Consider the following 21,065-nt stretch of genomic DNA (forward strand, 5'->3'; position numbering starts at 1 on the left):
CCCAGAGTTATTCCGCGGCCATCGCCACCGGGGCGTCGGGGTCCTGAGCCTTGGTCAGGTAGCCCGTGACCGACCGGGCCGGGGTCAGCCAGCGCTCGGCGGCGGCCTTCAGGCGCTCCTGCGACACGGCCTCGATGTCGGTCGGCCAGCGGCGGACCTCCTCGATGGTCTCGCCGATCGCCAGCGCCGAGCCGTAGATGCGGGCGAGCGACGACTGGCTGTCGGACGAGTAGACGGTCTCGGCCACCAAGCGGGTCTTGGCGCGCTCGATCGCCTCGGCGTCCAGGGCCTCCGCGGGGGCGCGGCGCAGGATCCTGTCGACCGCCTCCTCGAGCTTCTCCAGGGAGACGCCCTCGGCCGGGACCGCGTAGACGGAGAACCGGGTCTCGTCGATCGCCGAGCCCATGTACCAGGCGCCGGCATTCACCGCGAGGCCGGTCTCCATGACCAGCTTGCGGTAGAGGTACGAGGTCGAGCCCCCGCCCAGCACCTCGGCGAGCAGCTCGAGGTCGTGGCAGCCGCCGTCGCGGGCGGTGATGCAGGAGGGGGTGAGATACAGCCGCTGCAGGGTCGGCTGCTCGACCTTCGGGTCGGCGATCGCGACGCGGCGGAGCGCCTTCGGCTCCGGCTCCCGCGCCCGCAGGCGCACGGGCCGGGCGCCCTGAGGCGTGACGCGCCCGTAGGTGGCCTCGGCGAGCCGGCGGACCTCGTCCGGGGTCACGTCGCCGGCCACCACCAGGATGGCGTTCTCGGGGGTGTAGAAGCGCTTGTAGTAGGCCAGCGCGTGCTCGCGGTTCAGGCCCTCGATCTCGTGCATCCAGCCGATGATCGGGATGCCGTAGGGGTGATGCACGAACAGGCCGGCCGCCATCGCCTCGGAGAGCTGGGCGGAGGGGTCGGTCTCGACCCGCATGCGCCGCTCCTCCAGCACCACGTCGCGCTCGGGCGCCACCACGGCGTCGTCGAGGACGAGGCCGCTCATCCGGTCGGCCTCGAACTCCATCATGGTGCCGAGATGGTCGCGGGCGACGCGCTGGAAATACGCGGTGTAGTCGTAGCTGGTGAAGGCGTTCTCCTGGCCGCCCAGGCCCGACACCGCCTTCGAGAAGGCGCCCACCGGGTGCGTCTCGGTGCCCTTGAACATCAGGTGCTCGAGGAAGTGGGCGATGCCCGACTGGCCGAGCGGATCGTCGGCCGAGCCGTTGCGGTACCAGATCATGTGGGTGGCGACGGGGGCCCGGTGGTCGGGTACGACCACCACGTCGAGGCCGTTATCGAGGGTGAAGGCCGTCACTTCCGGGCCGCCCGCCTCGGACCGCCCGAACGGCGCGGCCTCGCCCCGGCCGGCGCTGCCGCCGAAGGACGAGCCCGGACGCTGCGGGACAAGGGTGGGCGTCGCCTTCCTGAACAGGTGCATTCCGCTTTCCTTCTGCCGGCCCCGTCCCCGACGCCTCCCGTGGAGGCGCACAAGCGGACCGGAACCGTCCTGGTCACCGGCGGGCAAGAACCGCACCGGGACGAACATCACATGTTGCCACGCCGGGGCGCCGTTGCAACGGCGCAACGGCGCTGGCGTTACTGCTGCGCCCGCTGACGGAGATAGGCGCCGGGATCCGATTCTTCGCGCTCACGGCTGGCGTTGTTGATCGGGTCGCTCGACGGCGGCCGCGCCAGCTTCTTGGGCGACTGCCGGTACCCGGTCGGCGGATCCGTGAGGACGTCACGGCTCGGCTCGACGTCGGAGGGCTCGGCGTTGGCGCTCTTGCCCTTCAGCAGCTCGAAGGGGCTGAGCAGGCTGTCGTCGCGGTTGGTGTCGCCGGGCTTGCGCTCGGCCTCGGTGGTCACGTTCGCCCCGGCGCGGCGACCGCCGCGGATCTCGTCCACCGACAGCGTGGCGTTGTTGTCTTCGTAGCGACCGCGCGCCTGATTGCCCGAGGGGCGCCGCCGCTCCGCGGCGGCGCGCTCGCGATCCGCGATCTCGGGATCCTTGGGCCAGGCGGCGCTCGTGGAGCGGGCCCGCGGCTGCGGCAGGGCCTTGCCGTCGAGCTTGGGCGGCATCACCAGCGGCGGACGCTCGTGGTAGTCGATCGGATCCTGCCGCTTCTCGAGCAGGCCGATGCCCGACAACGCGTCGCGCATGAACTCGCCGCGCTCCTGCGCCTGCGCGCTTCCGGCGCAGAGTGTGGCCAGGGCAAAAGCGGCGGAGACGAGGGGACGAAGCCTGCGATGCCCGGTCATGCTGCCTCACGGGTTCCGGACGGAGCGTCCGGTTCAAGGATCGCCGCGGCGCGGCCTGATCCGACGGGCCCCGGCCTGAGACCGGTTTCCGGCGATCGTATGGCGCCTTGACCGCGGTGCGCCGGGACCGCGATGCGGCGCGGGCGGTGTGTTGCGCGGATCACAGGCGCGGGGCCGGATCGCCCCGGGCGGGCGCCCCCTGGGCCTTGTCCCCGGGTTCAGTGCGCCGCGCCGGGGACAGGCTGTCGAGGATCAGCCCGATCACGCCGGCGACGATCGCCGCGTCGGCCACGTTGAACACGTACCAGGACCATTGGCCCGCGTGCAGGTGGACGAAGTCGAACACGGCCCCGTAGGCGGCCCGGTCGATGGCGTTGCCCAGCGCGCCGCCGACGATGAGCCCGAGGGCGACGGCCAGCAGCCGCGAGCCCGCCCGCCGCATCCAGAGGCCGAGACCCAGAGCCGCGGCGAGCGACAGGATGACGAGGAACCAGCGCCCGAACCCGCCCTCCTGCTGGAACAGGCCGTAGGAGACGCCGCGATTCCACACCACCACGAAGTCGACGAACGGCACGAGCCGCCACGGCTGGGTCAGGACGAGATCGGTGCCGAAATAGAGGCCGAGCTTGGAGGCTTGATCGAGCAGGAGGGTGAGGATCAGGGCCGTGAGGCCGGCGCGGAAGGGGGTCATGGGAGGGTCGCGCGGCCGATGGCAGGTCTCGCCTCTCCCCGCGGGCGGGGAGAGGGGGGTGCTGCGGTGACGGAGGCGTGGATCACCCTCACGCCGCGCTCGCCTCCGGATGCGCCCTGTCCCACTCGCGCAGGGCCTGGGCGTCGCGGGGCGTCACGTCCGGATAGTCCGGATCGTCGCCCACCGCGGGGCTGACCCGCCACGAGCGGGCGCATTTGCGCCCCTCGGCCGGGCTCGGCACCACGGCGACGCCGCGCACCTCGTCGAGCCGGAAGGCCTCGGCCGGGCCCTCGCCCGCCACCACGGTGATGGCGGAGGTGATGCAGGTATCGGCGAAGTCGCATCCCTCCAGCGCGGCCAGGAGGTCCGGATCCGCGACGTAGACCGTCGGCGCCGCCTCCAGGCTCGCGCCGATCCGCTTGGCGGCGCGCTCGATCTCCAGGGCGCCGGTCACCACCCGCCGCACCCGCCGGATTTTTTGCCAGCGCTCCGCGAGGGGGGCATCGAGCCAGTCCACTGGGGTCTCCGGCAGGATCTGGAGATGCACCGAGCCGTCCTCGGACGGGTAGCGGTCGAGCCAGGCCTCCTCGGCGGTGAAGGCCAGCACCGGGGCGAGCCAGATCGCCGCCCGCCGGAACGCCGCGTCGATCACCTGGAGCGCCGCCCGGCGGCGGACCGAGGAGATCGGATCGCAGTAGAGCGCGTCCTTGCGCACGTCGAAGTAGAAGGACGACAGGTCGCCGGTCATGAAGCCGTTGAGCAGCGCCACCACCCGCTTGGTGTCGAAGGCCGCGTAGGCCTCGCGGATCTCGCCGTCGAGCTCGGCCAGCCGGTGCAGGATCAGCCGCTCCAGCTCCGGCATTTTTTTCGGATCCACATCGTCACCTTCGACCCGATGAGCCAGGGAGCCCAGCATCCAGCGCAGGGAGTTCCTGAGCTTCCGGTAGGTCTCGGCAAACGTCTTGATGATCTCCGGGCCGATGCGCAGGTCGTCGGTGTAGTCGGAGGCGGCGACCCAGAGGCGCAGGATGTCGGCGCCCGAATCCTTGATCACGCTCTGCGGCGCGACGACGTTGCCCTTCGACTTGGACATCTTCAGGCCCTTGCCGTCGAGCACGAAGCCGTGGGTCAAGACGATGTCGTAGGGCGCCCGGCCGCGGGTGCCGGCGGATTCGAGCAGCGAGGACTGGAACCAGCCTCGGTGCTGGTCGGACCCCTCCAGGTACATGACCCGATCCCGCCCGCCGTCGCGGACGCGCTCGACGCCGGCCAGCCCCGGGAAGGCCTCCGGATCGTCCAGCACGAAGGCGTGGGTCGAGCCCGAATCGAACCAGACGTCGAGGACGTCGGTGACCTTGTCGTAGGCGGCCGGGTCGTGGCCGGGGGCCAGGAAGCGCTGCGCCGCGTCGTCCCGGAACCACGCGTCGGCGCCCTCTTCGGCGAAGGCGTCGCGGATGCGGGCGTTGACGGCCGCGTCCTTCAGGATCTCGCCCGTCTCCCGGTGGACGAACACGGTGATCGGCACGCCCCAGGCGCGCTGGCGCGAGACCACCCAGTCCGGCCGGTTGGCGACCATGCCGGTGATGCGGTTCTTGCCCTGGGTCGGCACCCACTGGGTGTCGTCGATCCCCTGGAGCGCCGCCTCGCGCAGGGTCCGGTTGCCGAGGGACTCCACCGGCCGGTCCATGGCGATGAACCATTGCGGCGTATTGCGGAAGATCACCGGCTTCTTGGAGCGCCAGGAATGCGGGTACTGGTGGCGCAGCACCCCGCGGGCGACGAGCGCCCCGGCCTCGGTCAGCGCGGCGATGACCGCCTTGTTGGCATCGCCCTTCTCGCCCTTCGCGGTCAGCACGCGGGTCCCGGTGAAGCCCGGGGCCGCCTCGGTCAGCACGCTGTCGGCATCCACCGTGTAGGGGATGGTCGTGTCGATGCCGCACTCGCGCAGCAGCCGGCCGCTCGCCATCCAGAGTTCGAAATCCTCGCGGCCGTGGCTCGGCGCCGTGTGGACGAAGCCGGTGCCGGATTCATCGGTGACGTGGTCGCCGTCGAGCATCGGCACCGCGAAATCGTAGCCGAGCGACGGCAGGGGATGGGCCAGGGTCAGGTTGGAGAGGACTTCCGGGCCCACGTCGCCGACGCGCTCGAACGCCTCGACGCGGGCGGCCTTGAACACGGTCGCGGCCAAGCTGTCGGCGAGCAGGTAGGTCTGGCCGGGGGTCGCCCAGTTGTCGGCCGGCGCCTCTGTGACCCGGTACAGGCCGTAGGCGATCTTTTTGGAGTACGCGACGGCGCGGTTGCCGGGGATCGTCCACGGAGTCGTCGTCCAGATCACCACCCGGGCCGCCGCGAGGTCGCCCTCGGCGCCGGAGCGGATCGGGAAGGCCACGAACACGGTGTCGCTGACATGCTCCTCGTACTCGACCTCCGCCTCGGCGAGCGCGGTCTTCTCGACCACCGACCACATCACCGGCTTCGAGCCGCGATAGAGCTGGCCGCTCATGGAGAACTTCATCAGCTCGTCGGCGATCACGGCCTCGGCCGGGTAGGCCATGGTGGCGTAGGGATGGTCCCAGTCGCCGGTGACGCCGAGCCGCTTGAACTCCTCCCGCTGCACGTCGAGCCAGTGGGCCGCGAAGGTCCGGCACTCCTGCCGGAACTCGATCACCGGCACGGCGTCCTTGTTGCGGCCCTTGGCGCGGTACTGCTCCTCGATCTTCCACTCGATCGGCAGGCCGTGGCAGTCCCAGCCCGGGACGTAGTTGGCGTCGAAGCCGAGCGCCCCCTGGGAGCGCACAACCACGTCCTTCAGGATCTTGTTGAGCGCCGTGCCGATGTGGATGTTGCCGTTGGCGTAGGGCGGGCCGTCGTGGAGCACGAATTTCGGCTGGCCCTGCCCGCGGGCGCGGAGCTTCCCGTAGAGGTCGATCGCGTTCCAGCGCGCGATCAGGAGCGGCTCGCGGACCGGCAGGCCGGCGCGCATCGGGAATTCGGTCTGCGGCAGGAACAGGGTCTTGGAATAGTCGCGGACGGGCGCGGTCTCGGGGGCGGTCATCGGATCTCGCATCGGCGGTCGGGCCGGCGGAAGGCCGGCGGCATCGGGTCAGGCGGCAGGAGGATCCCGGACCTCCGCGCGGCCGCGCCGAAGCGGGCCCTCAGGCGGAGGCCGGGCCGGTAATTCGAATCGCACGGCCGGGGCCGCGCAGGGCGCGCGAAGCCTGCATGATGCGTTCTCTATCAGCCGCCCCGGCGCGAGGCCAGCGGCAGGGCCAGTCCCGGCGCCGATCACGCGCATCCCGAGCCGCGATCACGCGGATGCGAGCCCGGATGACACCTTTCGGCTTTCGAACCGTTGACGGGTACGCCCTCCGCGCCGCGGCGCGGGGACAGTCAGACCACGTTTTTGGAGTCCAGGATGAAAAAGCTTCTGATCACGACCCTCGCACTCGCGCCCCTCGCCTTCGCGGGGGCCGCTCAGGCCCAGGGCACGGTCCGCGGTGCCCAGCGCGGCGCCGAGGACGGTTCGGCCGCGGCCGGCCCTGTGGGTGGGGTCGTCGGCGGCGCGGTGGGCGCGGCCACCGGGACGGTCGGCGGCGTGCTCGGCACGGATCCCGATCCGGCCCGCCGCGCCCGCGAGAACCGCCGCGAGGAGCGCATGGAGCGCCAGGAGCGTCTCGGCCGCTGACTCGATCCGGCCGGTCGCCTCAAGCGGCCGGCCGCGCCTCCCGGCGGATGGTCTCCTGCGCCAGCAGGTACAGGCCCGAGCCGACCACGATCATGGCGCCCGCCACCGTCCAGCGGCTCGGGACGTCCCCGAACAGCAGGTATCCGAAGGTCACGGACCAGAGCAGCTGCGTGTAGATGAACGGCGCCAGCACGTTGGCCGGCGCCCGGGCATGGGCCAACACCAGCAGCCAGTGGCCGAGGGTCCCGAACAGCGCGACGCCGAGGAGCAGGGCCCAATGGGTCAGGCTGGCCGGGCTCGCCCAGATCCACGGCAGGAGCGGCGCCATCAGCGCGAGACCCGCCAGCCCCGTGTAGAACATCGTCGTGGCGGTCGAGTCGTAGGCCGCGAGCTTTCGCGTGATGATCGCGTAGAAGGCGTAGACGACCACGTTGGCGACGCAGAGCAGCGCGGCCGGGTGCATCCCGCCCAGGCCCGGGCGCACGATCACCAGCACGCCGATGAAGCCGACGCCGATCGCCGCCATCCGGGTCCGCGACGACCACTCGCCGAGCAGCGGCCCGGCGAGCAGCGCCAGCGTCAGCGGCGCGGCGAACTGGATCGAGATCGTCTCGGCGAGCTGCAGGTAGCGCAGGGCCAGGAAGTTCAGGGCCGTGGAGGCGAAGAGCAGCAGCGAGCGCACGATCTGCAGCGGCAGCCGGCGGCTCTTCATCACGCCCGGCGTGCGCACCGGGTTGATGAACAGCGAGATCATGGCGACGCTCGCCGCGTAGCGCATGAACGTGGTGACCAGGGGGTCGACCCCGGCCTGCGCCAGCGTCTTGGCGCTGGCGTCGAGGCTCGCGAAGAACGCCACCGCCCCGCACATCAGGGCGATGCCCACCAACCTCCGCCGGCCCGCGAGATCGGCCTCCGGCGCCGCGCGCCCGGGGGCGATGTCATCGGTGGCGGATGTCGCGACCGGCGTGCTCATACCTGCCCAATCCCGGTGGAGGCCGACAGTCCTGCCACGCGCGACCCCGCGGCGGTACCTGTCGGGGTGCAGGGGAACCATGCAGCCGGCACGGTCGTCCCGGCCGGGGGGGCGGTTCAACGCCGGGCTGCGGCCTTCTCGGCCGGAGGCGTCTTCTCGGCGGAAGCGGTCTTCACGACCGAAGCGGTCTTGGTCGCTGCCTTCGCGACCTTCGGCTTCGGCGGCTTCGCCCCCGCGATCAGGGCCGCGAGATGCGTCTGATCGAAACCCGAGACCGGCGGGGCGGCCGCCCGCGGCTCCGGCGTCGCGACGGGCGTCGGCACGCTCGCGACCGCGAGCGGACGCGGCTCGATGGAGCCCGTGGCGACCGGGTCGGGAATGCTGGCGACCGGAACCGGCGCCTCGCGCTGGACGCGCAACGTCCAGTGTGCCGCGGTCGAGAGCGCGGCGACCGCCAGGATCGCCTTGATGCCGGTGGTGAGCAGGGCTCGCATGATCGTCAGGCCCGAGAGAACGCGGTTGCGCGGGACCGGATCCCCGGTCCCGCTTCATCATCGCCGCGGAGCGTGAACGAACCCGCACGACGCCGCGGTCGCCCCTGTCCCGGAACGGGGCATCCCGCCTGTCGAGCCCCGGAGGTCGAAGCGGCCGGGCCGCGGACGGGAAATCGATGTGGGCCTTGCGCCGGATCCGCGGTTCCTGTTCCCCGCGCTCCCGACACTCCTGCAGCGACTCGGCCCACTGAGCCTCACAGGAACGGCCCAGAGAACTGGTCCGGACCACCCCGTCACTACCGACCCCGCTACCATGCAGGCCCGAGCGGGCTCGCGAAACCTTCAGGCGCATCGGCCGCTGGGGACAGCCCGTGTAGAGGGTGATAGCCGAGCCGGCAACAGAGGCCCGGGCGTTTCGCCGGTCCCGCGGCGATCAGCGCTCCGCGGCGGCCGCGGCGAAGCGTATCAGCGCGGCGATGTCGGACTCGCCCGCCTCCGCGGCGAGGTGCCGGTACAGGGCGGCGTAGCCCGCGAAGACCTGCCGGCCGGCCGCGTCGGCTCCGAGGAAGCCCGCGATCTCCGCCATCTCGGGGGCCCAGCGAGCGGCCTTCGGCGCCATGTCGGGCAGGCCCTTGGCGAACCGCGCGAGGAGCGCCGGCTCGTTCTCGGCGAGTTCGGCCAGCAGCGCCGCGCCGGCGCCGGCGCGCTCGGCCGCCAGGATCATGATCGCCGCGAGGGCCGTCAGCCCCTTGTTGAGGCCGGCATAGCTCATCTTGAGGCTCGAGGCGGCCCCGATGGCGCCGGGACAGACGCGCAGGTCGAGGCCGCGGTCGCGCAGGACCAGCGCGGGCGTCGTGTCCGCCCCCGAGACGTAGACGCGGGGTCCCTTCGCGCCGGGCTTCGGCGGCAGGCCCAGGATCGCCCCGTCGAGGAACGGCGTCCCCGTGGCGGCGACGATCCCGGCGATCCGGCCGACGGTCTCCGGGCTGACCGCGTTGGCGTCGATGTAGACCGGTTTCCTGCCGGCGGCCGCCAGGGCCGGGGCGAGGCGGCGTGCCAGGGTCTCCGCGTCGGCGGGGGGCACGATCGAGAGCAGGATGTCGGCGGCGGCGAGTTCGGCGTCCTCGGCGTGGGCCATGCCGGCGGCCTCGGCGCGCGCCCGGCTCGCCGCCCCGCGCCCGTCGAGGGAGGTCAGGACGCGGGCGCCGTGCTCGGAGAGCCGGGCCCCGATGGCGCTGCCCATGGCGCCGGGGGCGATCACCGCGATGGTGGGCATGAAAAAATCCTGATTCGGCGAAGGGCAGGGAGTCTAAAGCTTCCAGCCCCGCCCTCACCAGGGCCGGGATGCTGCAATACGGCCCCGTGCGCAGCCGGTATCACCCGATCCATGATCGAACCTGCCGCGCGCGCCGTCGTACCGGTCGGGTCTTGGCGTCTGCAGGATGCGAAGGCTCGTTTCAACGAGCTTGTCCGGCGTGTCCGAAGCGACGGGCCGCAACACGTGACGGTCAGGGATCAGGAAGCTGTCGTGGTCATCTCGGCGGAAGAGTACCGCCGGCTCACCGGTAGGCCGACGGGACAGGCTCTGATCAGTGTAGTGCAAGCCTCACCGCATCGCGACATCGACCTCGAGCCCGAACCCGTCGTGATGTCTGTCCGCGACGTCGACGTGTGAACGGCTGGTTGCTCGACACCAATGTCCTGTCCGAGCTTCGCCGCCCGCGGCCGGAGCAGAAGGTTGTCGCCTTCATCGCCGCTCAGCCGCTCGAGGCGCTGTACGTCAGTACCGTGACCTTCGCGGAGCTTCGCTTCGGCATCGAGCGGCTCCCAGATGGTCCGCGCCGGGCGGAATTGACCGATTGGCTGACGCTTCAGCTTCGGCCCATGTTCAGGGGCCGCGTCCTTCCCGTCGATGAAGACGTGATGGTGCGCTGGCGGTTGCTGGTCGATGACGGCCGGCGAAACGGTCACACATTCTCGCAACCGGACCTGCTCATCGCCGCAACCTCGTTGGTCTTTGGCCTCCCGCTGGTCCCGCGAAACACGGCAGATTTCGCAGCAGCCCGCGTGCCAATCCTCGATCCCTGGAACGACCCGCTGCCATAGGCAGTGGCCGATCAGGTTGCCCAGAAGCCTACCGCAGCGAGCCGCAGAACCGCTGGATGCGCCGGCAGGCCTCCTCCAGCACCGCATTCGAGGTCGCGTAGGAGATCCGCAGGTTCGGGCCGAGCCCGAAGGCCGAGCCGTGGACCGCGGCCACGCCCTCCGTCTGGAGCAGCTCCATGACGAAGTCCTCGTCGGTCTCGATGGTCTTGCCGGCCTCGGTCTTCCTGCCGATCAGCGCCGCGCAGGACGGGTAGACGTAGAACGCCCCCTCCGGCGTCGGGCAGGTCAGGCCGTTGGTCTGGTTGAGCATCGACACGACCAGGTCGCGCCGGCCCTGGAACGCCGCGCGGAACGTGGCCAGATGGTCCTGCGGCCCGTCGAGGGCGGCCACCGCGGCCCATTGCGCGATGGTGCTGGCGCCCGAGGTCTGCTGGCCCTGGACGAAGTCCATCGCCTTGATGAGCTTTTCGGGCCCGGCCGCGTAGCCGATCCGCCAGCCGGTCATGGCGTAGCCCTTCGAGACGCCGTTCATGGTCAGCGTCCGCTCGATCAGCCGGGGCTCGACCTGGGCCGGGGTGACGAATGCGAAGTCGCCGTAGGTCAGGTGCTCGTAGATGTCGTCGGTCAGGATGTGCACGTCGGGGTAGCGCAGCAGCACGTCGGTGAGCGCCTTCATCTCGTCGCGCGTGTAGGCGGCCCCCGACGGGTTCGACGGCGAGTTGAGCACGATCCACTTGGTCTTCGGGGTCAGGACCCGGTCGAGTTCCTCCGGCTGGAGCTTGAAGCCGTGCTCCATGTCGGTGTCGGCGAAGACCGGCGTGCCGCCGCACAGCCCGACCATCTCCGGATAGGACACCCAGTAGGGGCGGGGGATCACCACCTCGTCGCCGGGGTTCAGGGTGGCCAGGAAGGCGTTGTACAGCACCTGCTTGCCGCCGGTGCCCACGATGGTCTGCGAGACCTTGTAGTCGAGCCCGTTCTCGCGCTTGAACTTGCGCACGATCGCCTCGCGCAGGGGCACGATGCCCGAGACCGGCGGGTAGCGGGTCTCGTTGCGGTGGATCGCCTCGATCGCCGCCTGCTTGATGTGCTCGGGCGTGTCGAAATCCGGCTCGCCCACCGACAGGCTGATGACGTCGACGCCGGACGCCTTCAGGTCCCGGGCCTTCTGGGTCATCACGATGGTCGCGGACGGCTTCACCCGCGAGAGGACGTCGGCGAGGAGAGCCATGGCGTGCGATGCTCCGGATCTATGAGGTCGGGCGCCGCGTCTCCGCGGCGCGGCGGACCCTAGGCCCGGGACGGTGAGCCGGCAAGCGTGAGGCGCCGGAGCGGCGCGCGGGACGGCGTTCTCTGCTCTCCTCCAGCGAGTGGAAAGGGACGGCCCAGCATGCCCAGCGGCGAGACGATCAGCATCACCCTGACGCCGGACACGCTCCGCACCGTGCGCGAGAGCGTCGAGGCCGGCGAATACGCCTCCGTGGACGCGCTGCTCGACGAGGCCGTGCACGCCCTGCAGCGCCAGCGCCGAGAGAATGCCGAGCGTCTCGACGAGATCCGCGCCCGCATCCGGCGCTCCCTCGACGCTCCGCGGCCACCGCTGAGCATCGAAGAGGTCGAAGCACACATGGAAGTCCTGTTCTGACAGACCCGAGACGAGCAGCGCCGTGCGTAGGTTGCCGGTCGGGTTCCAACGCCACTCCGAGGCCGATCTCGCAGACATCTTCCGCGTCGTTCTGAACGCAAGCCAGGATCAAGCCGTCGCCGAGGGCTTCATCCGACGGATCATTGCGCGTTGTCGTCGGATCGGCGATGCGCCCCGTGGCGGGCGGCCGCGCCCCGATCCGGAGCCCGGCCTGCGAACCGTGTCGTTCGAGCGATCCGCCATCATCGCCTACCGGGTCGAGGCCGGCCGCGTGACGATCACCAACGTGTTCTACGGGGGCCGTGACCCGTCTCGCCGGGCCCGGGATGCGGATTGCCCCGCCCTCGCACCGGCCGGCCCGCACCCCCATCTCTTCCGGCATGATCCCGCTCTCCGTCCTCGACCTCTCCTTCGTCAGCGCCGATTCGACCCCGGCGCAGGCGCTCCACGACACCCTGGCGCTCGCCCGCCACGTCGACGGGCTCGGCTACCGGCGCTACTGGCTCGCGGAGCACCACGCGCTCCCCAACGTCGCGAGCCCGGCCCCCGAGATCATGATCGGCCAGATCGCCGCCGCGACCCGCCACCTCCGGGTCGGCTCGGGCGGGATCATGCTGCCGAACCACGCCCCCCTGATGGTGGCCGAGCGGTTCCGGGTGCTGGAGGCTCTGTTCCCGGATCGGATCGACCTCGGCCTCGGTCGGGCCCCTGGCACCGACGGCCTCACCGCCCGGGCCCTGCGCCGCCGGGAGGCGCCCGGCGAGGGCGGCAACGACGATTTCCTCGACCGCCTGCAGGAGTTGCTGTTCTGGGACGCGGGCTTCCCGGAGGGGCATCCGTTCGCCCGGATCGAGGCGAGCCCGTCCGGCGTGAGGCTGCCGCCGCTGTTCCTGCTCGGCTCGTCCGACTACAGCGCGCAGCTCGCCGGTGAGATCGGCTGCGGCTTCGGTTTCGCGCAGCATTTCTCGGGCATGCCCGCAGAGGCGCCGATGCTGGCCTATCGCCGCCTGTTCCGGCCGACGCGGCTCGGCGCGCAGCCCCACGCGATCCTGGCGGTGGCGGCGATCTGCGCCGCCACGGACGCGGAGGCCGAGCGGCTCGCCGCGAGCGCGCGTCTCTCGACGCTGCGGCGGGAACGCGGCGAGTACCGGCCGCTGCCGAGCCTCGCGGAGGCGCTGGCCTACCCGTATTCCGACGCCGAGCGGGCTCAGATCGAGCGCGGCCGCGACCGGCTGCACGTGGGCGGCCCGGAGACCCTGCGCGCCCGGCTCGCCGACATGGCCGCGCGGACCGAGGCCGACGAGCTCATGATCGTCACGGCGATCCCCGACCAGGAGGCGCGGCGCGAGGCCTACACGCTGCTGGCGCGGGCCTGGAACGGTTAGCCGGCGCTGGAGCGGATCGCGCCACGACGCCATCTCGGGGCGGCCCTGCCGAATTCATGCCGAGATCTGCGATCCGATGCACGAACAAGGCGATGATGGCATATCCCGACGCGATTGATCGTTCGAAATCAGTTTACGGAATGCCGACGACAGTATAGATCCGACTCGGTCTGCCAGACGAGTCCGGGCATGAGCACGACATCCGCGGATCCGACCGGCGTTCCGCACGACGCCCGGACCCTTGTGGTCGTCTTTCACGGTCTCGGAAGTTCGGCGCATCGCCTGCGCGACGTGATCGGTGCGGCCCGGGCCGCCTACGGCCCCAACACCGATATCTTTGCGCCGGACCTGCCGCACGGGCGCTGGCTCTCCGGGGCACGCGCCGGCGCGATCATCGGCCTCGTGCTCGACGGCATCGACGATCGTGTGCGCCTGCGCGAGCCCGACCGGATCGTCCTCGTCGGCCACAGCGTCGGCGCCACGCTGGCACGGCGCCTGTTCCTGGTGGCGGCCGGCTGGCCCAGCAACTTCCGGCAGGAGCGCGATCTCGGCCACCAGGGGTCGCGCGACTGGGCCTTCAAGGTCGAGCGCATCGTCATGCTCGCGGCCTTCAACCGCGGCTGGAAGATCTCCGAGCGGATGAGCTGGTACTACAGCATCCTGTTCAACCTCGTCGGCCTGTTCGGTCACCTGCCGACGCCGGGGAAAGGCTGGACTCCGACCGCCTTCGATTTCCGGCTCGGCGCGCCGTTCATGGCCCAGACCCGGCTGCACTGGCTCGCCTATCGCAGGAACCCGCCGCGCCACCTCATCGACAAGGACCGTCCGATCCTCATCCAGATGCTCGGCACGCAGGACGATCTGATCTCGCCGGTCGATCAGGTCGACCTCGCGGTCGACGGCAGCAAATGGGCCTTCCGGGAGACCGGCTACACGGCCGACGCCTCCGGTCCGACGCAGCAGGATTACTTCCTGATCGAGCTGCCCGACACGGACCACGCGCAGGCGATCACGCTCACGGGCGATCCGGCCGCCCTCCGGCGCGGCGGCCTGCTCCACACGGCGCTGACCGCCTCACGCCCCGCGTTGGCCGATGCCGCCCTCGATCCGGCCCTGCTGGTCGATGAGATCGACGCCGTCGATTTCGATGTCTGCAACACGGTGTTCGTGATCCACGGCATCCGCGACGACGGCTTCTGGACGCACCGGATCGCCGAGAAGGTCCGCGAGCTCGGCGGCAGGACGGACCAGGGCGTCACGCGGTTCCGCAGCTGGACACCGAGCTACGGCTACTTCGCGATGCTGCCGTTCGTGCTGCCGTGGATCCGGCGCGAGAAGGTCGAATGGTTCGCCGATCAGTACGTGACGGCCTTCGCGCAGTACCCAAAGTCCGACTTCCACTATGTCGGCCACTCGAACGGCACGTATCTCGCGGCCCGCGCGCTGATCGAGTATCCCGCGCTCCACTTCCAGCGCGTGCTGTTCGCCGGCAGCGTGGTCCGCCGCGATTACCCGTGGGAGCGGATGCGCCACGACAAACGCATCACGGCCTTCCAGAACATCGTGGCGGCCGACGATTGGGTGGTCGCCCTGCTGCCGAAGAGCGTCGAGTGGATTCGCGCGTTCGATCTCGGCGGCGCCGGGTTCGACGGATTCGACGATGCCGGGAAAGCGCCGGCCATCACCGAGTACCGCTACCTCCTGGGCGGGCACGGGGCGGGGATCAGGGAGGCGCACTGGCCCGAGATCGCGGCCTTCATCGCGAACGGAACCCCGTTCCCGCCCAATCCGACCGACACCGTGCCCGGCCTCCACGACACGGAACCGGATCCGACCCTCTCGATCCTCGGCAGGCTCCATGTCGGCCTGCCGGCGATCGTCGTGGTCGGTTTCCTCGCCTGCTGCCTCGCCTGGTCGCTCGGCGGCGCGTTCGGATTGCTGCTGGCGATCCTGCTGTTCCGGTTCATCGTGCTGCGCGTGTGACGCGCGCAGCCCGATGGCGGCTCAGCGCCCGAAGAGCCGCTTCAGGCCCCGCAGGAGGCCACCGCGTGCCGGCTGGGTCGTCGGGGACGCCTCGACGGAGGGCGCCAGCACCAGCCCGAGCGCCGCCGTGTCGGTGGTCTCGCGGTCGATCAGGATCAGGCTGCCGGTCTCGCGGTTCTCCGCGTAGGCGTCCACCGCCACCGGTCGGTCGAGGCGCAGGCGCACATCGGCGATGTCGTTGGCCGACAGGCGCTCGGCCGGGCCGGGCTTCCCGGTCTCCGGGTCGATACGCGAGACGATCCGCTCCACGGTCGCGGTGACGGTGGCGGTGCCGATCTTGGCGAACAGGCTCGCCCCCGGCGCCAGATCGGTCTCGGCCGCCCAGAACAGGCGTGCGTCGAGGGTCTCGGCGACCCGCATCGGCGCGTCCGTCGCGACGATCACCTGCCCGCGGGAAGCGTCGATCTGGTCGGCCAGAACCAGGGTCACCGACTCGTCCTCGCCGGCCTCGGGCAGGTCGCCGTCGGCCGTGTAGATCCGCGCCACCGTGGAGGTCCGGCCCGAGGGCTGCACCGTCACCGAATCGCCCGGACGGACCCGGCCGCTGGCGATCCGGCCGCTGTAGCCGCGAAACTCGGAATCCGGCCGGTTGACCCACTGCACCGCCATCCGGAACGGCGCGTTGAGCGCCTCGGCGCGCACCGGCACGGTCTCCAGATAGGCCAGGAGCGGGCCGCCCGCGTACCAGGGGGCCGCGATGCCCGGTTCCACGACGTTGTCGCCGTTCTTGGCCGAGAGCGGGATCGCCTTGATCTCGCTGAAGTTCAGGTCGGCCGCGAAATCCCGGAAGCCCGCCACGATGCCGTCGAAGGTGCCCTGCGCCCAGCCGGTGAGGTCCATCTTGTTCACCGCCAGCACCACCCGGCGAATCCCGAGATTCGAGACCAGCAGCGCGTGGCGCCGCGTCTGCCGGGTCAGTCCCTGCCGGGCATCGACCAGGATCACCGCCACGTCCGCCGTCGAGGCGCCGGTGGCCATGTTGCGGGTGTACTGCTCGTGGCCGGGGGTGTCGGCCACGATGAACGAGCGCTTGTCGGTGGAGAAGAACCGGTAGGCGACGTCGATGGTGATGCCCTGCTCGCGCTCGGCCTGGAGCCCGTCCACCAGCAGCGCGAGGTCCATCTCCTGACCCTGCGTCCCGTGCTTGCGCGAATCGCGCTGGAGCGCCGAGATCTGGTCGTCGAAGATCTGCTTCGTGTCGTGCAGGAGCCGCCCGATCAGGGTCGACTTGCCGTCGTCCACCGAGCCGCAGGCGATGAAGCGCAGCACCGCCTTGTTGCGGTGGGCGACGAGGAACGCCGCGTAGCCGGAGGCACGGTCGGCGAAGGCCGTGGGAGCCTGGTGCAGCGTCATCAGAAATAGCCCTCCCGCTTCTTGCGCTCCATGGCGCCGGCCCCGTCCTTGTCGATCACCCGGCCCTGGCGCTCCGAGGTGCGGGCGGCCAGCGTCTCGCCGATGATCTCGGGGAGCGTCGCCGCGTCGCTCTCCACCGCGCCGGTGAGCGGGTAGCAGCCGAGCGTCCGGAAGCGGACGAGGCGCTGCTGCGGGGTCTCGCCGGGGGCGAGCGGCAGACGGTCGTCGTCCACCATGATCAGCTGGCCGTCGCGCTCCACGACGGGGCGCTCCTTGGCGAAGTAGAGCGGCACGATCGGAATGTTTTCCTGCTCGATGTAGAGCCAGATATCGAGCTCGGTCCAGTTCGACAGCGGGAAGACCCGAAGGGATTCGCCGCGCTTCTTCCTGAGATTGTAAAGGTGCCACGGCTCGGCGCGCTGGCGCTTGGGATCCCAGCGGTGCTGCGCGGTGCGCAACGAGATGATCCGCTCCTTGGCGCGGCTCGCCTCCTCGTCGCGGCGGGCGCCGCCGAAGGCCGCATCGAACCGATGCTTGTCGAGCGCCTGCCGGAGCGCCTGCGTCTTCATCACGTCGGTGTGGACCTCGGAGCCGTGGCTCACCGGGCCGACCCCGCGGGCGAGCCCGTCCGGGTTGGTGTAGACCAGGAGATCGAGGCCGAGCTCCTTGGCGCGGGCGTCGCGGAAGGCGATCATCTCGCGGAACTTCCACGTGGTGTCGACGTGGAGCAGGGGGAACGGCAGCCGCCCGGGCGCGAAGGCCTTCAGGGCGAGGTGCAGCAGGACCGAGGAATCCTTGCCGATCGAGTAGAGCATCACCGGGTTCTCGGTCTCGGCGACCGTCTCCCGGAAGATGTGGATGGCCTCGGCCTCCAGCCGCTTGAGGTGGCTCAGACGGTCGGCGGGGCTGGACGGGGCGGCCGAGGGGACGCTCGGCTGCACGGCGGCGGAGAGGGCGGCGCTCATCGGGCGAACTCCGGCTGGCGGGCGGTCTGATCCTGGGTGGTCTCGAACGCGGCGGGCTCCTGGCCCGGCTGCACCGACGCCCCGGGGCGTCCGACATGCAGGCCGCATTCCTTCTTGTCTTCCTGCTCCCACCACCAGCGGCCGGCGCGCTCGGGCTCGCCGAGCTTCACCGCGCGGGTGCAGGGAGCGCAGCCGATCGACGGGAAGCCGCGGTCGTGCAGGACGTTGTATGGGACGAAGTTGTCGCGCACGAAGCCGTCGACCTGCGCCCGGGACCAGTCGGCCAGGGGATTCAGCTTGATCAGGCCGCGTGCGGGGTCGAACTCGGCGAGCGGCGTCTCGGCGCGGTTGGCCGACTGGCCGGCCCGCAGCCCGGTGAGCCAGCCGCTGGCGCCGTCGAGCGCCCGACCCAGGGGCTCGACCTTGCGGAAGCCGCAGCAGGCCTGCCGGGCGGCGACCGAACGGCGGAAGCCGTTGATGCCCTCATCCCGCACGAAGGCCTCCGCGGCCGCGCGCTCCGGCGCGTAGGCGGCGATCCGGATGCCGTAGGCCGATTCGGTCTCGGTCCAGGTGTCGTAGGTCTCCGGAAACAGGCGGCCGGTATCGAGGGTGACGATCTCGACGCGGCCCTTGGCGAGACCCGCCATGGCCAGCGCGTGGGTGAGCGCCTGATCCTCGACGCCGAGGCTCGTGGTGAACACCAGACGCCCCGGAAGCTCGGCGGCGATCAGGTGGAGGCGGCGTGTCAGGTCGAGCCCGGACAGCCGTTCCGCGAGGGATTCGGCCGTCTGTCGGTCCGGACGGGTCATCGCGACATGTCCCGGGTTTGATGGCGGAAAGGGGACGGCCTGCGCCGGACCCCTGTTGTCGGACGGTCGAGATGTTCGCTATAACGAACGAAGTCAAGGCGCTCCGGCGGCCTTGTCGGGCCTGTGCGGGGGTTCCGCGTGCGATGGCGCACAGGGACATTCCCGGCGGCAGGGTGCCCGGGATAAAAAATTCTTCTTCTTGGCCCTATCAAACCCCTATATGTGCCCGCGCGGCCCCGCGGGATGCAGACCACGGAGACAGCCTTGGACGCGATCGATCTGAAGATTCTCGCCCTGCTGCAGACGGATGCGACGCTCTCCATCGCGGCGATCGGCGAGCGCGTCGGCCTCTCGCAGACCCCGTGCTGGAAGCGCATCCAGAAGCTGGAGGCCGACGGCGTGATCGACCGGCGCGTGGCGGTCCTCGACCCGGTCAAGCTCGGCCTCGGGCTGACCGTGTTCGTCTCCATCGAGACCGCCGACCACTCCCAGGAGTGGCTGCAGCGCTTCGCCGCAACCGTCTCGGCCATGCCGGAGGTGCTGGAATTCTACCGCATGGCCGGCGACGTCGATTACATGCTGCGGGTCGTCGTCGCCGACATGCAGGCCTATGACAGCTTCTACAAGCGGCTCATCGCGGTCCTGCCGCTGAAGAACGTCACGTCCCGCTTCGCCATGGAGAAGGTGAAATCCACCACCGCGCTGCCGCTGCCCGCCCCGCCCAAGAACGGGCGCCATCTGCCCGGGACCGGCCCGGTCCTCTCGGTGGTCGGAGAATGATCTTCCCTTTTTCCGCAGCGCAGCGAATGCGATCTCCTAGTTTCCGCCCGTTCTACAAAAAGAACGTTTCTCGATTGACAGCGGCCTTGTAGGCCCCGACATGGTTCCCTGATGTCACGCCAGAATCTCCTTCCGCGCACCGCCCCGTTCGGGGACGGCGAGCGCGCCAGTCTCGACGCCGTACTGGGCGCCGCGACGCCCACGCAGCGCGCATGGCTGGCGGGCTTCCTGGCCGGGCTCGACGCGGCCGGGGGCCAGCCCGCCGCGGTTCCGGCCGCCCCGCCCAAGGCCGCCGCGCCGCTGACGGTGATCTACGCCAGCGAATCGGGGAACTCCGAGGCGCTTGCCGGCAACGTCGCCAAGCTCGCGCGCAAGCAGGGCTTCAAGCCGAAGGTCGTGGATTTCTCCGATCTCGACGTGGCGACCCTGCCCAGGGCCGGCAAGCTCATCGCGATCGCGGCCACCTGGGGCGAGGGCGAGCCGCCGGCGCGCGCCGTGCGGGCCTATGGCGAGCTGATGGGGGAGGGCGCCCCGCGCCTCGACGGGGTCGAGTTCGCCGTGCTGGCGCTGGGCGACACGTCCTACGTGGAGTTCTGCGCCATCGGGAAGGCGCTCGACGCGCGGTTCGAGGCGCTGGGCGGCAAGCGCGCCGCGGAGCGCGCCGACCTCGACCTCGACTTCGAGACGCCCGCCGCCGACTGGATCAAGGCGACGCTCAAGGCACTCGCGCCGGCTGAGCAGCCCGACAACGTCGTGGCGGTCGACTTCGCCCGCGCCGGGGCCGGCGAGGACGACGAGGCCGAGCCGAGCCGCGAGCCCGTGGTGGTCGAGGTCGTGGAGCACGTGAACCTCAACTCCTCGCGCTCCGACAAGGAGACGATCCACCTGGCGCTCGCCTTCGAGGACGGCGCGCCGGCCTACGAGCCGGGCGATTCCCTGGAGATCTTTCCCGAGAACGACCCGCAGCTCGTGGACGAGATCCTCGACGCCGCGGGTCTCTCGGGCGACGCGGCCCTGCGCAGGGCGCTTCTCGCCGAGCGGGACATCACCACGCTGTCGGCGGCCACGATCGAGCGCTTCGTCAAGGCCACGGGCCATGCGGACGCGCAGAAGCTGATCGAGAGCGGCGAGGCCAGGGCCTGGATCGAGGGCCGGCACCTGATCGACCTGCTGGCGACCTTCCCGGCCCCGCTGACGGCCGAGCACCTCCACACCATCACCCGGCCGCTGCCGCCCCGGGCCTACTCGATCGCGTCCTCGCGCAGGGAGGTCGGCGACGAGGTCCACCTGGCCATCGTGGCGGTGCGCTACGAGACCCACGGGCGCGCCCGCTCGGGGGTCGCCTCGGTCCACGTCGCCGACCGGATCCGGGACGGCGCCAAGCTGCGGGTGCGGCTTAAGCCGAATCGCCATTTCCGCCTGCCGCAGGACCCGGCCACCGACATCATCATGGTCGGGCCGGGCACCGGCGTGGCGCCGTTCCGCGCCTTCGTGCAGGAGCGCCGGGCCGTCGAGGCGTCGGGGCGGTCGTGGCTGTTCTTCGGGGACCGCCACTTCCTCCACGACTTCCTGTACCAGCTCGAATGGCAGGAGGCCCTGGAGGACGGCTCGCTCACCAAGATCGACGTCGCCTTCTCGCGGGATCAGCCCGAGAAGGTCTACGTGCAGGATCGGATCACCCAGCACGCGCAGGAGTTGGTCTCCTGGCTGGACGGCGGCGCCCATCTCTACGTCTGCGGCGACGCCAAGGCCATGGCCAAGGACGTGCGCGCCGCGGTGGTGAAGGCCTACGAGACCGCCAAGGGTCTCGGGGCCGCCGAAGCGGAGGCGCAGGTCGCGGCGCTGGAGCGCAGCCACCGCTACCAGCAGGACGTTTACTAGCAGGATTGGCCTATCCC

19 protein-coding genes and 1 pseudogene are annotated in these 21,065 nt (G+C 70.8%); 9 read left to right on the forward strand and 11 right to left on the reverse strand.

Features of this window, described 5'->3' with window-relative positions:
- Nucleotides 1-7: 7 nt before the first annotated feature.
- The 4 genes from MKL01_RS06045 to ileS all read right to left on the reverse strand — a co-directional run bounded on the left by MKL01_RS06045 (nt 8) and on the right by ileS (nt 5,984).
- Entirely contained in the window at nt 8-1,417 is a 1,410-nt protein-coding gene (locus tag MKL01_RS06045; RefSeq protein ID WP_243904317.1) for a M16 family metallopeptidase, read from the reverse strand.
- A 158-nt stretch (nt 1,418-1,575) separates the two neighbouring features.
- Entirely contained in the window at nt 1,576-2,238 is a 663-nt protein-coding gene (locus MKL01_RS06050; protein WP_243904318.1) for a hypothetical protein, read from the reverse strand.
- Nucleotides 2,239-2,398: 160 nt separating this feature from the next.
- Nucleotides 2,399-2,929, reverse strand: coding sequence for a signal peptidase II (gene lspA / locus MKL01_RS06055; RefSeq protein WP_243904319.1), 531 nt, complete (start codon nt 2,927-2,929; stop codon nt 2,399-2,401).
- Nucleotides 2,930-3,017: 88 nt separating this feature from the next.
- Nucleotides 3,018-5,984 (reverse strand): isoleucine--tRNA ligase, encoded by a 2,967-nt coding sequence (gene ileS, locus MKL01_RS06060; protein ID WP_243904320.1) that lies wholly within the window; start codon nt 5,982-5,984, stop codon nt 3,018-3,020.
- A gap of 360 nt (nt 5,985-6,344) precedes the next feature.
- Between ileS and MKL01_RS06065 the strand changes: the two genes are divergently transcribed.
- Nucleotides 6,345-6,614, forward strand: coding sequence for a hypothetical protein (locus MKL01_RS06065; RefSeq protein ID WP_243904321.1), 270 nt, complete (start codon nt 6,345-6,347; stop codon nt 6,612-6,614).
- A 19-nt stretch (nt 6,615-6,633) separates the two neighbouring features.
- On the opposite strand, the gene MKL01_RS06070 is transcribed toward MKL01_RS06065, so the two are convergent.
- The 3 genes from MKL01_RS06070 to MKL01_RS06080 all read right to left on the reverse strand — a co-directional run bounded on the left by MKL01_RS06070 (nt 6,634) and on the right by MKL01_RS06080 (nt 9,357).
- Nucleotides 6,634-7,587 (reverse strand): DMT family transporter, encoded by a 954-nt coding sequence (locus MKL01_RS06070; protein ID WP_243904322.1) that lies wholly within the window; start codon nt 7,585-7,587, stop codon nt 6,634-6,636.
- Nucleotides 7,588-7,703: 116 nt separating this feature from the next.
- Nucleotides 7,704-8,081 carry a hypothetical protein gene (locus MKL01_RS06075; RefSeq protein WP_243904323.1) on the reverse strand — a complete coding sequence of 126 codons (378 nt, stop codon included), beginning with the start codon at nt 8,079-8,081 and terminating at the stop codon, nt 7,704-7,706.
- A gap of 433 nt (nt 8,082-8,514) precedes the next feature.
- Nucleotides 8,515-9,357 carry a DUF1932 domain-containing protein gene (locus tag MKL01_RS06080; protein ID WP_243904324.1) on the reverse strand — a complete coding sequence of 281 codons (843 nt, stop codon included), beginning with the start codon at nt 9,355-9,357 and terminating at the stop codon, nt 8,515-8,517.
- A gap of 111 nt (nt 9,358-9,468) precedes the next feature.
- On the opposite strand from MKL01_RS06080, the gene MKL01_RS06085 reads away from it, so the two are divergent.
- Nucleotides 9,469-9,756, forward strand: a complete 288-nt coding sequence (locus MKL01_RS06085; protein ID WP_243904325.1) for a type II toxin-antitoxin system Phd/YefM family antitoxin — start codon at nt 9,469-9,471, stop codon at nt 9,754-9,756.
- Complete coding sequence (locus MKL01_RS06090) at nt 9,753-10,187, forward strand: type II toxin-antitoxin system VapC family toxin (protein ID WP_243904326.1); 435 nt, start codon at nt 9,753-9,755, stop codon at nt 10,185-10,187. Before MKL01_RS06085 ends, MKL01_RS06090 begins: the two co-directional genes overlap by 4 nt.
- Nucleotides 10,188-10,215: 28 nt before the next feature.
- On the opposite strand, the gene MKL01_RS06095 is transcribed toward MKL01_RS06090, so the two are convergent.
- Nucleotides 10,216-11,418, reverse strand: a complete 1,203-nt coding sequence (locus MKL01_RS06095; protein WP_243904327.1) for a pyridoxal phosphate-dependent aminotransferase — start codon at nt 11,416-11,418, stop codon at nt 10,216-10,218.
- 159 nt (nt 11,419-11,577) lie between these two features.
- On the opposite strand from MKL01_RS06095, the gene MKL01_RS06100 reads away from it, so the two are divergent.
- The 4 genes and pseudogenes from MKL01_RS06100 (at nt 11,578) to MKL01_RS06115 (ending at nt 15,200) form a co-directional block, all read left to right on the forward strand.
- Entirely contained in the window at nt 11,578-11,832 is a 255-nt protein-coding gene (locus MKL01_RS06100) for a type II toxin-antitoxin system ParD family antitoxin (protein ID WP_243904328.1), read from the forward strand.
- A gap of 22 nt (nt 11,833-11,854) precedes the next feature.
- Nucleotides 11,855-12,127: pseudogene (locus tag MKL01_RS06105) on the forward strand (type II toxin-antitoxin system RelE/ParE family toxin); the annotation flags it as partial.
- A gap of 85 nt (nt 12,128-12,212) precedes the next feature.
- Nucleotides 12,213-13,217, forward strand: coding sequence for an LLM class flavin-dependent oxidoreductase (locus MKL01_RS06110; RefSeq protein WP_243904329.1), 1,005 nt, complete (start codon nt 12,213-12,215; stop codon nt 13,215-13,217).
- A 189-nt stretch (nt 13,218-13,406) separates the two neighbouring features.
- Nucleotides 13,407-15,200, forward strand: a complete 1,794-nt coding sequence (locus MKL01_RS06115; RefSeq protein ID WP_243904330.1) for an alpha/beta fold hydrolase — start codon at nt 13,407-13,409, stop codon at nt 15,198-15,200.
- 21 nt (nt 15,201-15,221) lie between these two features.
- Here the strand turns inward: MKL01_RS06115 and cysN are convergent, their stop codons facing one another.
- The 3 genes from cysN to MKL01_RS06130 are packed head-to-tail and all read right to left on the reverse strand — an operon-like array spanning nt 15,222 to nt 18,387.
- Nucleotides 15,222-16,613 (reverse strand): sulfate adenylyltransferase subunit CysN, encoded by a 1,392-nt coding sequence (gene cysN, locus MKL01_RS06120; protein WP_243904331.1) that lies wholly within the window; start codon nt 16,611-16,613, stop codon nt 15,222-15,224.
- Entirely contained in the window at nt 16,613-17,578 is a 966-nt protein-coding gene (cysD, locus tag MKL01_RS06125) for a sulfate adenylyltransferase subunit CysD (protein WP_279604423.1), read from the reverse strand. Before cysD ends, cysN begins: the two co-directional genes overlap by 1 nt.
- Nucleotides 17,575-18,387, reverse strand: coding sequence for a phosphoadenylyl-sulfate reductase (locus MKL01_RS06130; protein WP_243904332.1), 813 nt, complete (start codon nt 18,385-18,387; stop codon nt 17,575-17,577). Before MKL01_RS06130 ends, cysD begins: the two co-directional genes overlap by 4 nt.
- Before the next feature lie 264 nt (nt 18,388-18,651).
- Between MKL01_RS06130 and MKL01_RS06135 the strand changes: the two genes are divergently transcribed.
- Together MKL01_RS06135 and MKL01_RS06140 are read left to right on the forward strand one after the other, a co-directional pair.
- Nucleotides 18,652-19,167 (forward strand): Lrp/AsnC family transcriptional regulator, encoded by a 516-nt coding sequence (locus tag MKL01_RS06135; protein WP_279604424.1) that lies wholly within the window; start codon nt 18,652-18,654, stop codon nt 19,165-19,167.
- A gap of 111 nt (nt 19,168-19,278) precedes the next feature.
- Complete coding sequence (locus MKL01_RS06140) at nt 19,279-21,048, forward strand: sulfite reductase flavoprotein subunit alpha (protein ID WP_243904334.1); 1,770 nt, start codon at nt 19,279-19,281, stop codon at nt 21,046-21,048.
- Nucleotides 21,049-21,065 lie beyond the last annotated feature (17 nt).

This window comes from Methylobacterium sp. J-070 (genome assembly GCF_022829385.1).
GTDB lineage: Bacteria > Pseudomonadota > Alphaproteobacteria > Rhizobiales > Beijerinckiaceae > Methylobacterium.

What these genes read in the sequence shown, in the direction of transcription:
- MKL01_RS06065 (WP_243904321.1), top strand. Translation starts at nt 6,345, where the DNA reads ATGAAAAAGCTTCTGATCACGACCCTCGCACTCGCGCCCCTCGCCTTC.
- MKL01_RS06100 (WP_243904328.1), top strand. Translation starts at nt 11,578, where the DNA reads ATGCCCAGCGGCGAGACGATCAGCATCACCCTGACGCCGGACACGCTC.
- MKL01_RS06070 (WP_243904322.1), bottom strand. Translation starts at nt 7,587, where the DNA reads ATGAGCACGCCGGTCGCGACATCCGCCACCGATGACATCGCCCCCGGG.
- MKL01_RS06110 (WP_243904329.1), top strand. Translation starts at nt 12,213, where the DNA reads ATGATCCCGCTCTCCGTCCTCGACCTCTCCTTCGTCAGCGCCGATTCG.
- lspA (WP_243904319.1), bottom strand. Translation starts at nt 2,929, where the DNA reads ATGACCCCCTTCCGCGCCGGCCTCACGGCCCTGATCCTCACCCTCCTG.
- MKL01_RS06140 (WP_243904334.1), top strand. Translation starts at nt 19,279, where the DNA reads ATGTCACGCCAGAATCTCCTTCCGCGCACCGCCCCGTTCGGGGACGGC.
- cysD (WP_279604423.1), bottom strand. Translation starts at nt 17,578, where the DNA reads ATGAGCGCCGCCCTCTCCGCCGCCGTGCAGCCGAGCGTCCCCTCGGCC.
- cysN (WP_243904331.1), bottom strand. Translation starts at nt 16,613, where the DNA reads ATGACGCTGCACCAGGCTCCCACGGCCTTCGCCGACCGTGCCTCCGGC.
- ileS (WP_243904320.1), bottom strand. Translation starts at nt 5,984, where the DNA reads ATGACCGCCCCCGAGACCGCGCCCGTCCGCGACTATTCCAAGACCCTG.
- MKL01_RS06080 (WP_243904324.1), bottom strand. Translation starts at nt 9,357, where the DNA reads ATGCCCACCATCGCGGTGATCGCCCCCGGCGCCATGGGCAGCGCCATC.
- MKL01_RS06095 (WP_243904327.1), bottom strand. Translation starts at nt 11,418, where the DNA reads ATGGCTCTCCTCGCCGACGTCCTCTCGCGGGTGAAGCCGTCCGCGACC.
- MKL01_RS06115 (WP_243904330.1), top strand. Translation starts at nt 13,407, where the DNA reads ATGAGCACGACATCCGCGGATCCGACCGGCGTTCCGCACGACGCCCGG.
- MKL01_RS06045 (WP_243904317.1), bottom strand. Translation starts at nt 1,417, where the DNA reads ATGCACCTGTTCAGGAAGGCGACGCCCACCCTTGTCCCGCAGCGTCCG.
- MKL01_RS06075 (WP_243904323.1), bottom strand. Translation starts at nt 8,081, where the DNA reads ATGCGAGCCCTGCTCACCACCGGCATCAAGGCGATCCTGGCGGTCGCC.
- MKL01_RS06050 (WP_243904318.1), bottom strand. Translation starts at nt 2,238, where the DNA reads ATGACCGGGCATCGCAGGCTTCGTCCCCTCGTCTCCGCCGCTTTTGCC.
- MKL01_RS06130 (WP_243904332.1), bottom strand. Translation starts at nt 18,387, where the DNA reads ATGACCCGTCCGGACCGACAGACGGCCGAATCCCTCGCGGAACGGCTG.
- MKL01_RS06085 (WP_243904325.1), top strand. Translation starts at nt 9,469, where the DNA reads ATGATCGAACCTGCCGCGCGCGCCGTCGTACCGGTCGGGTCTTGGCGT.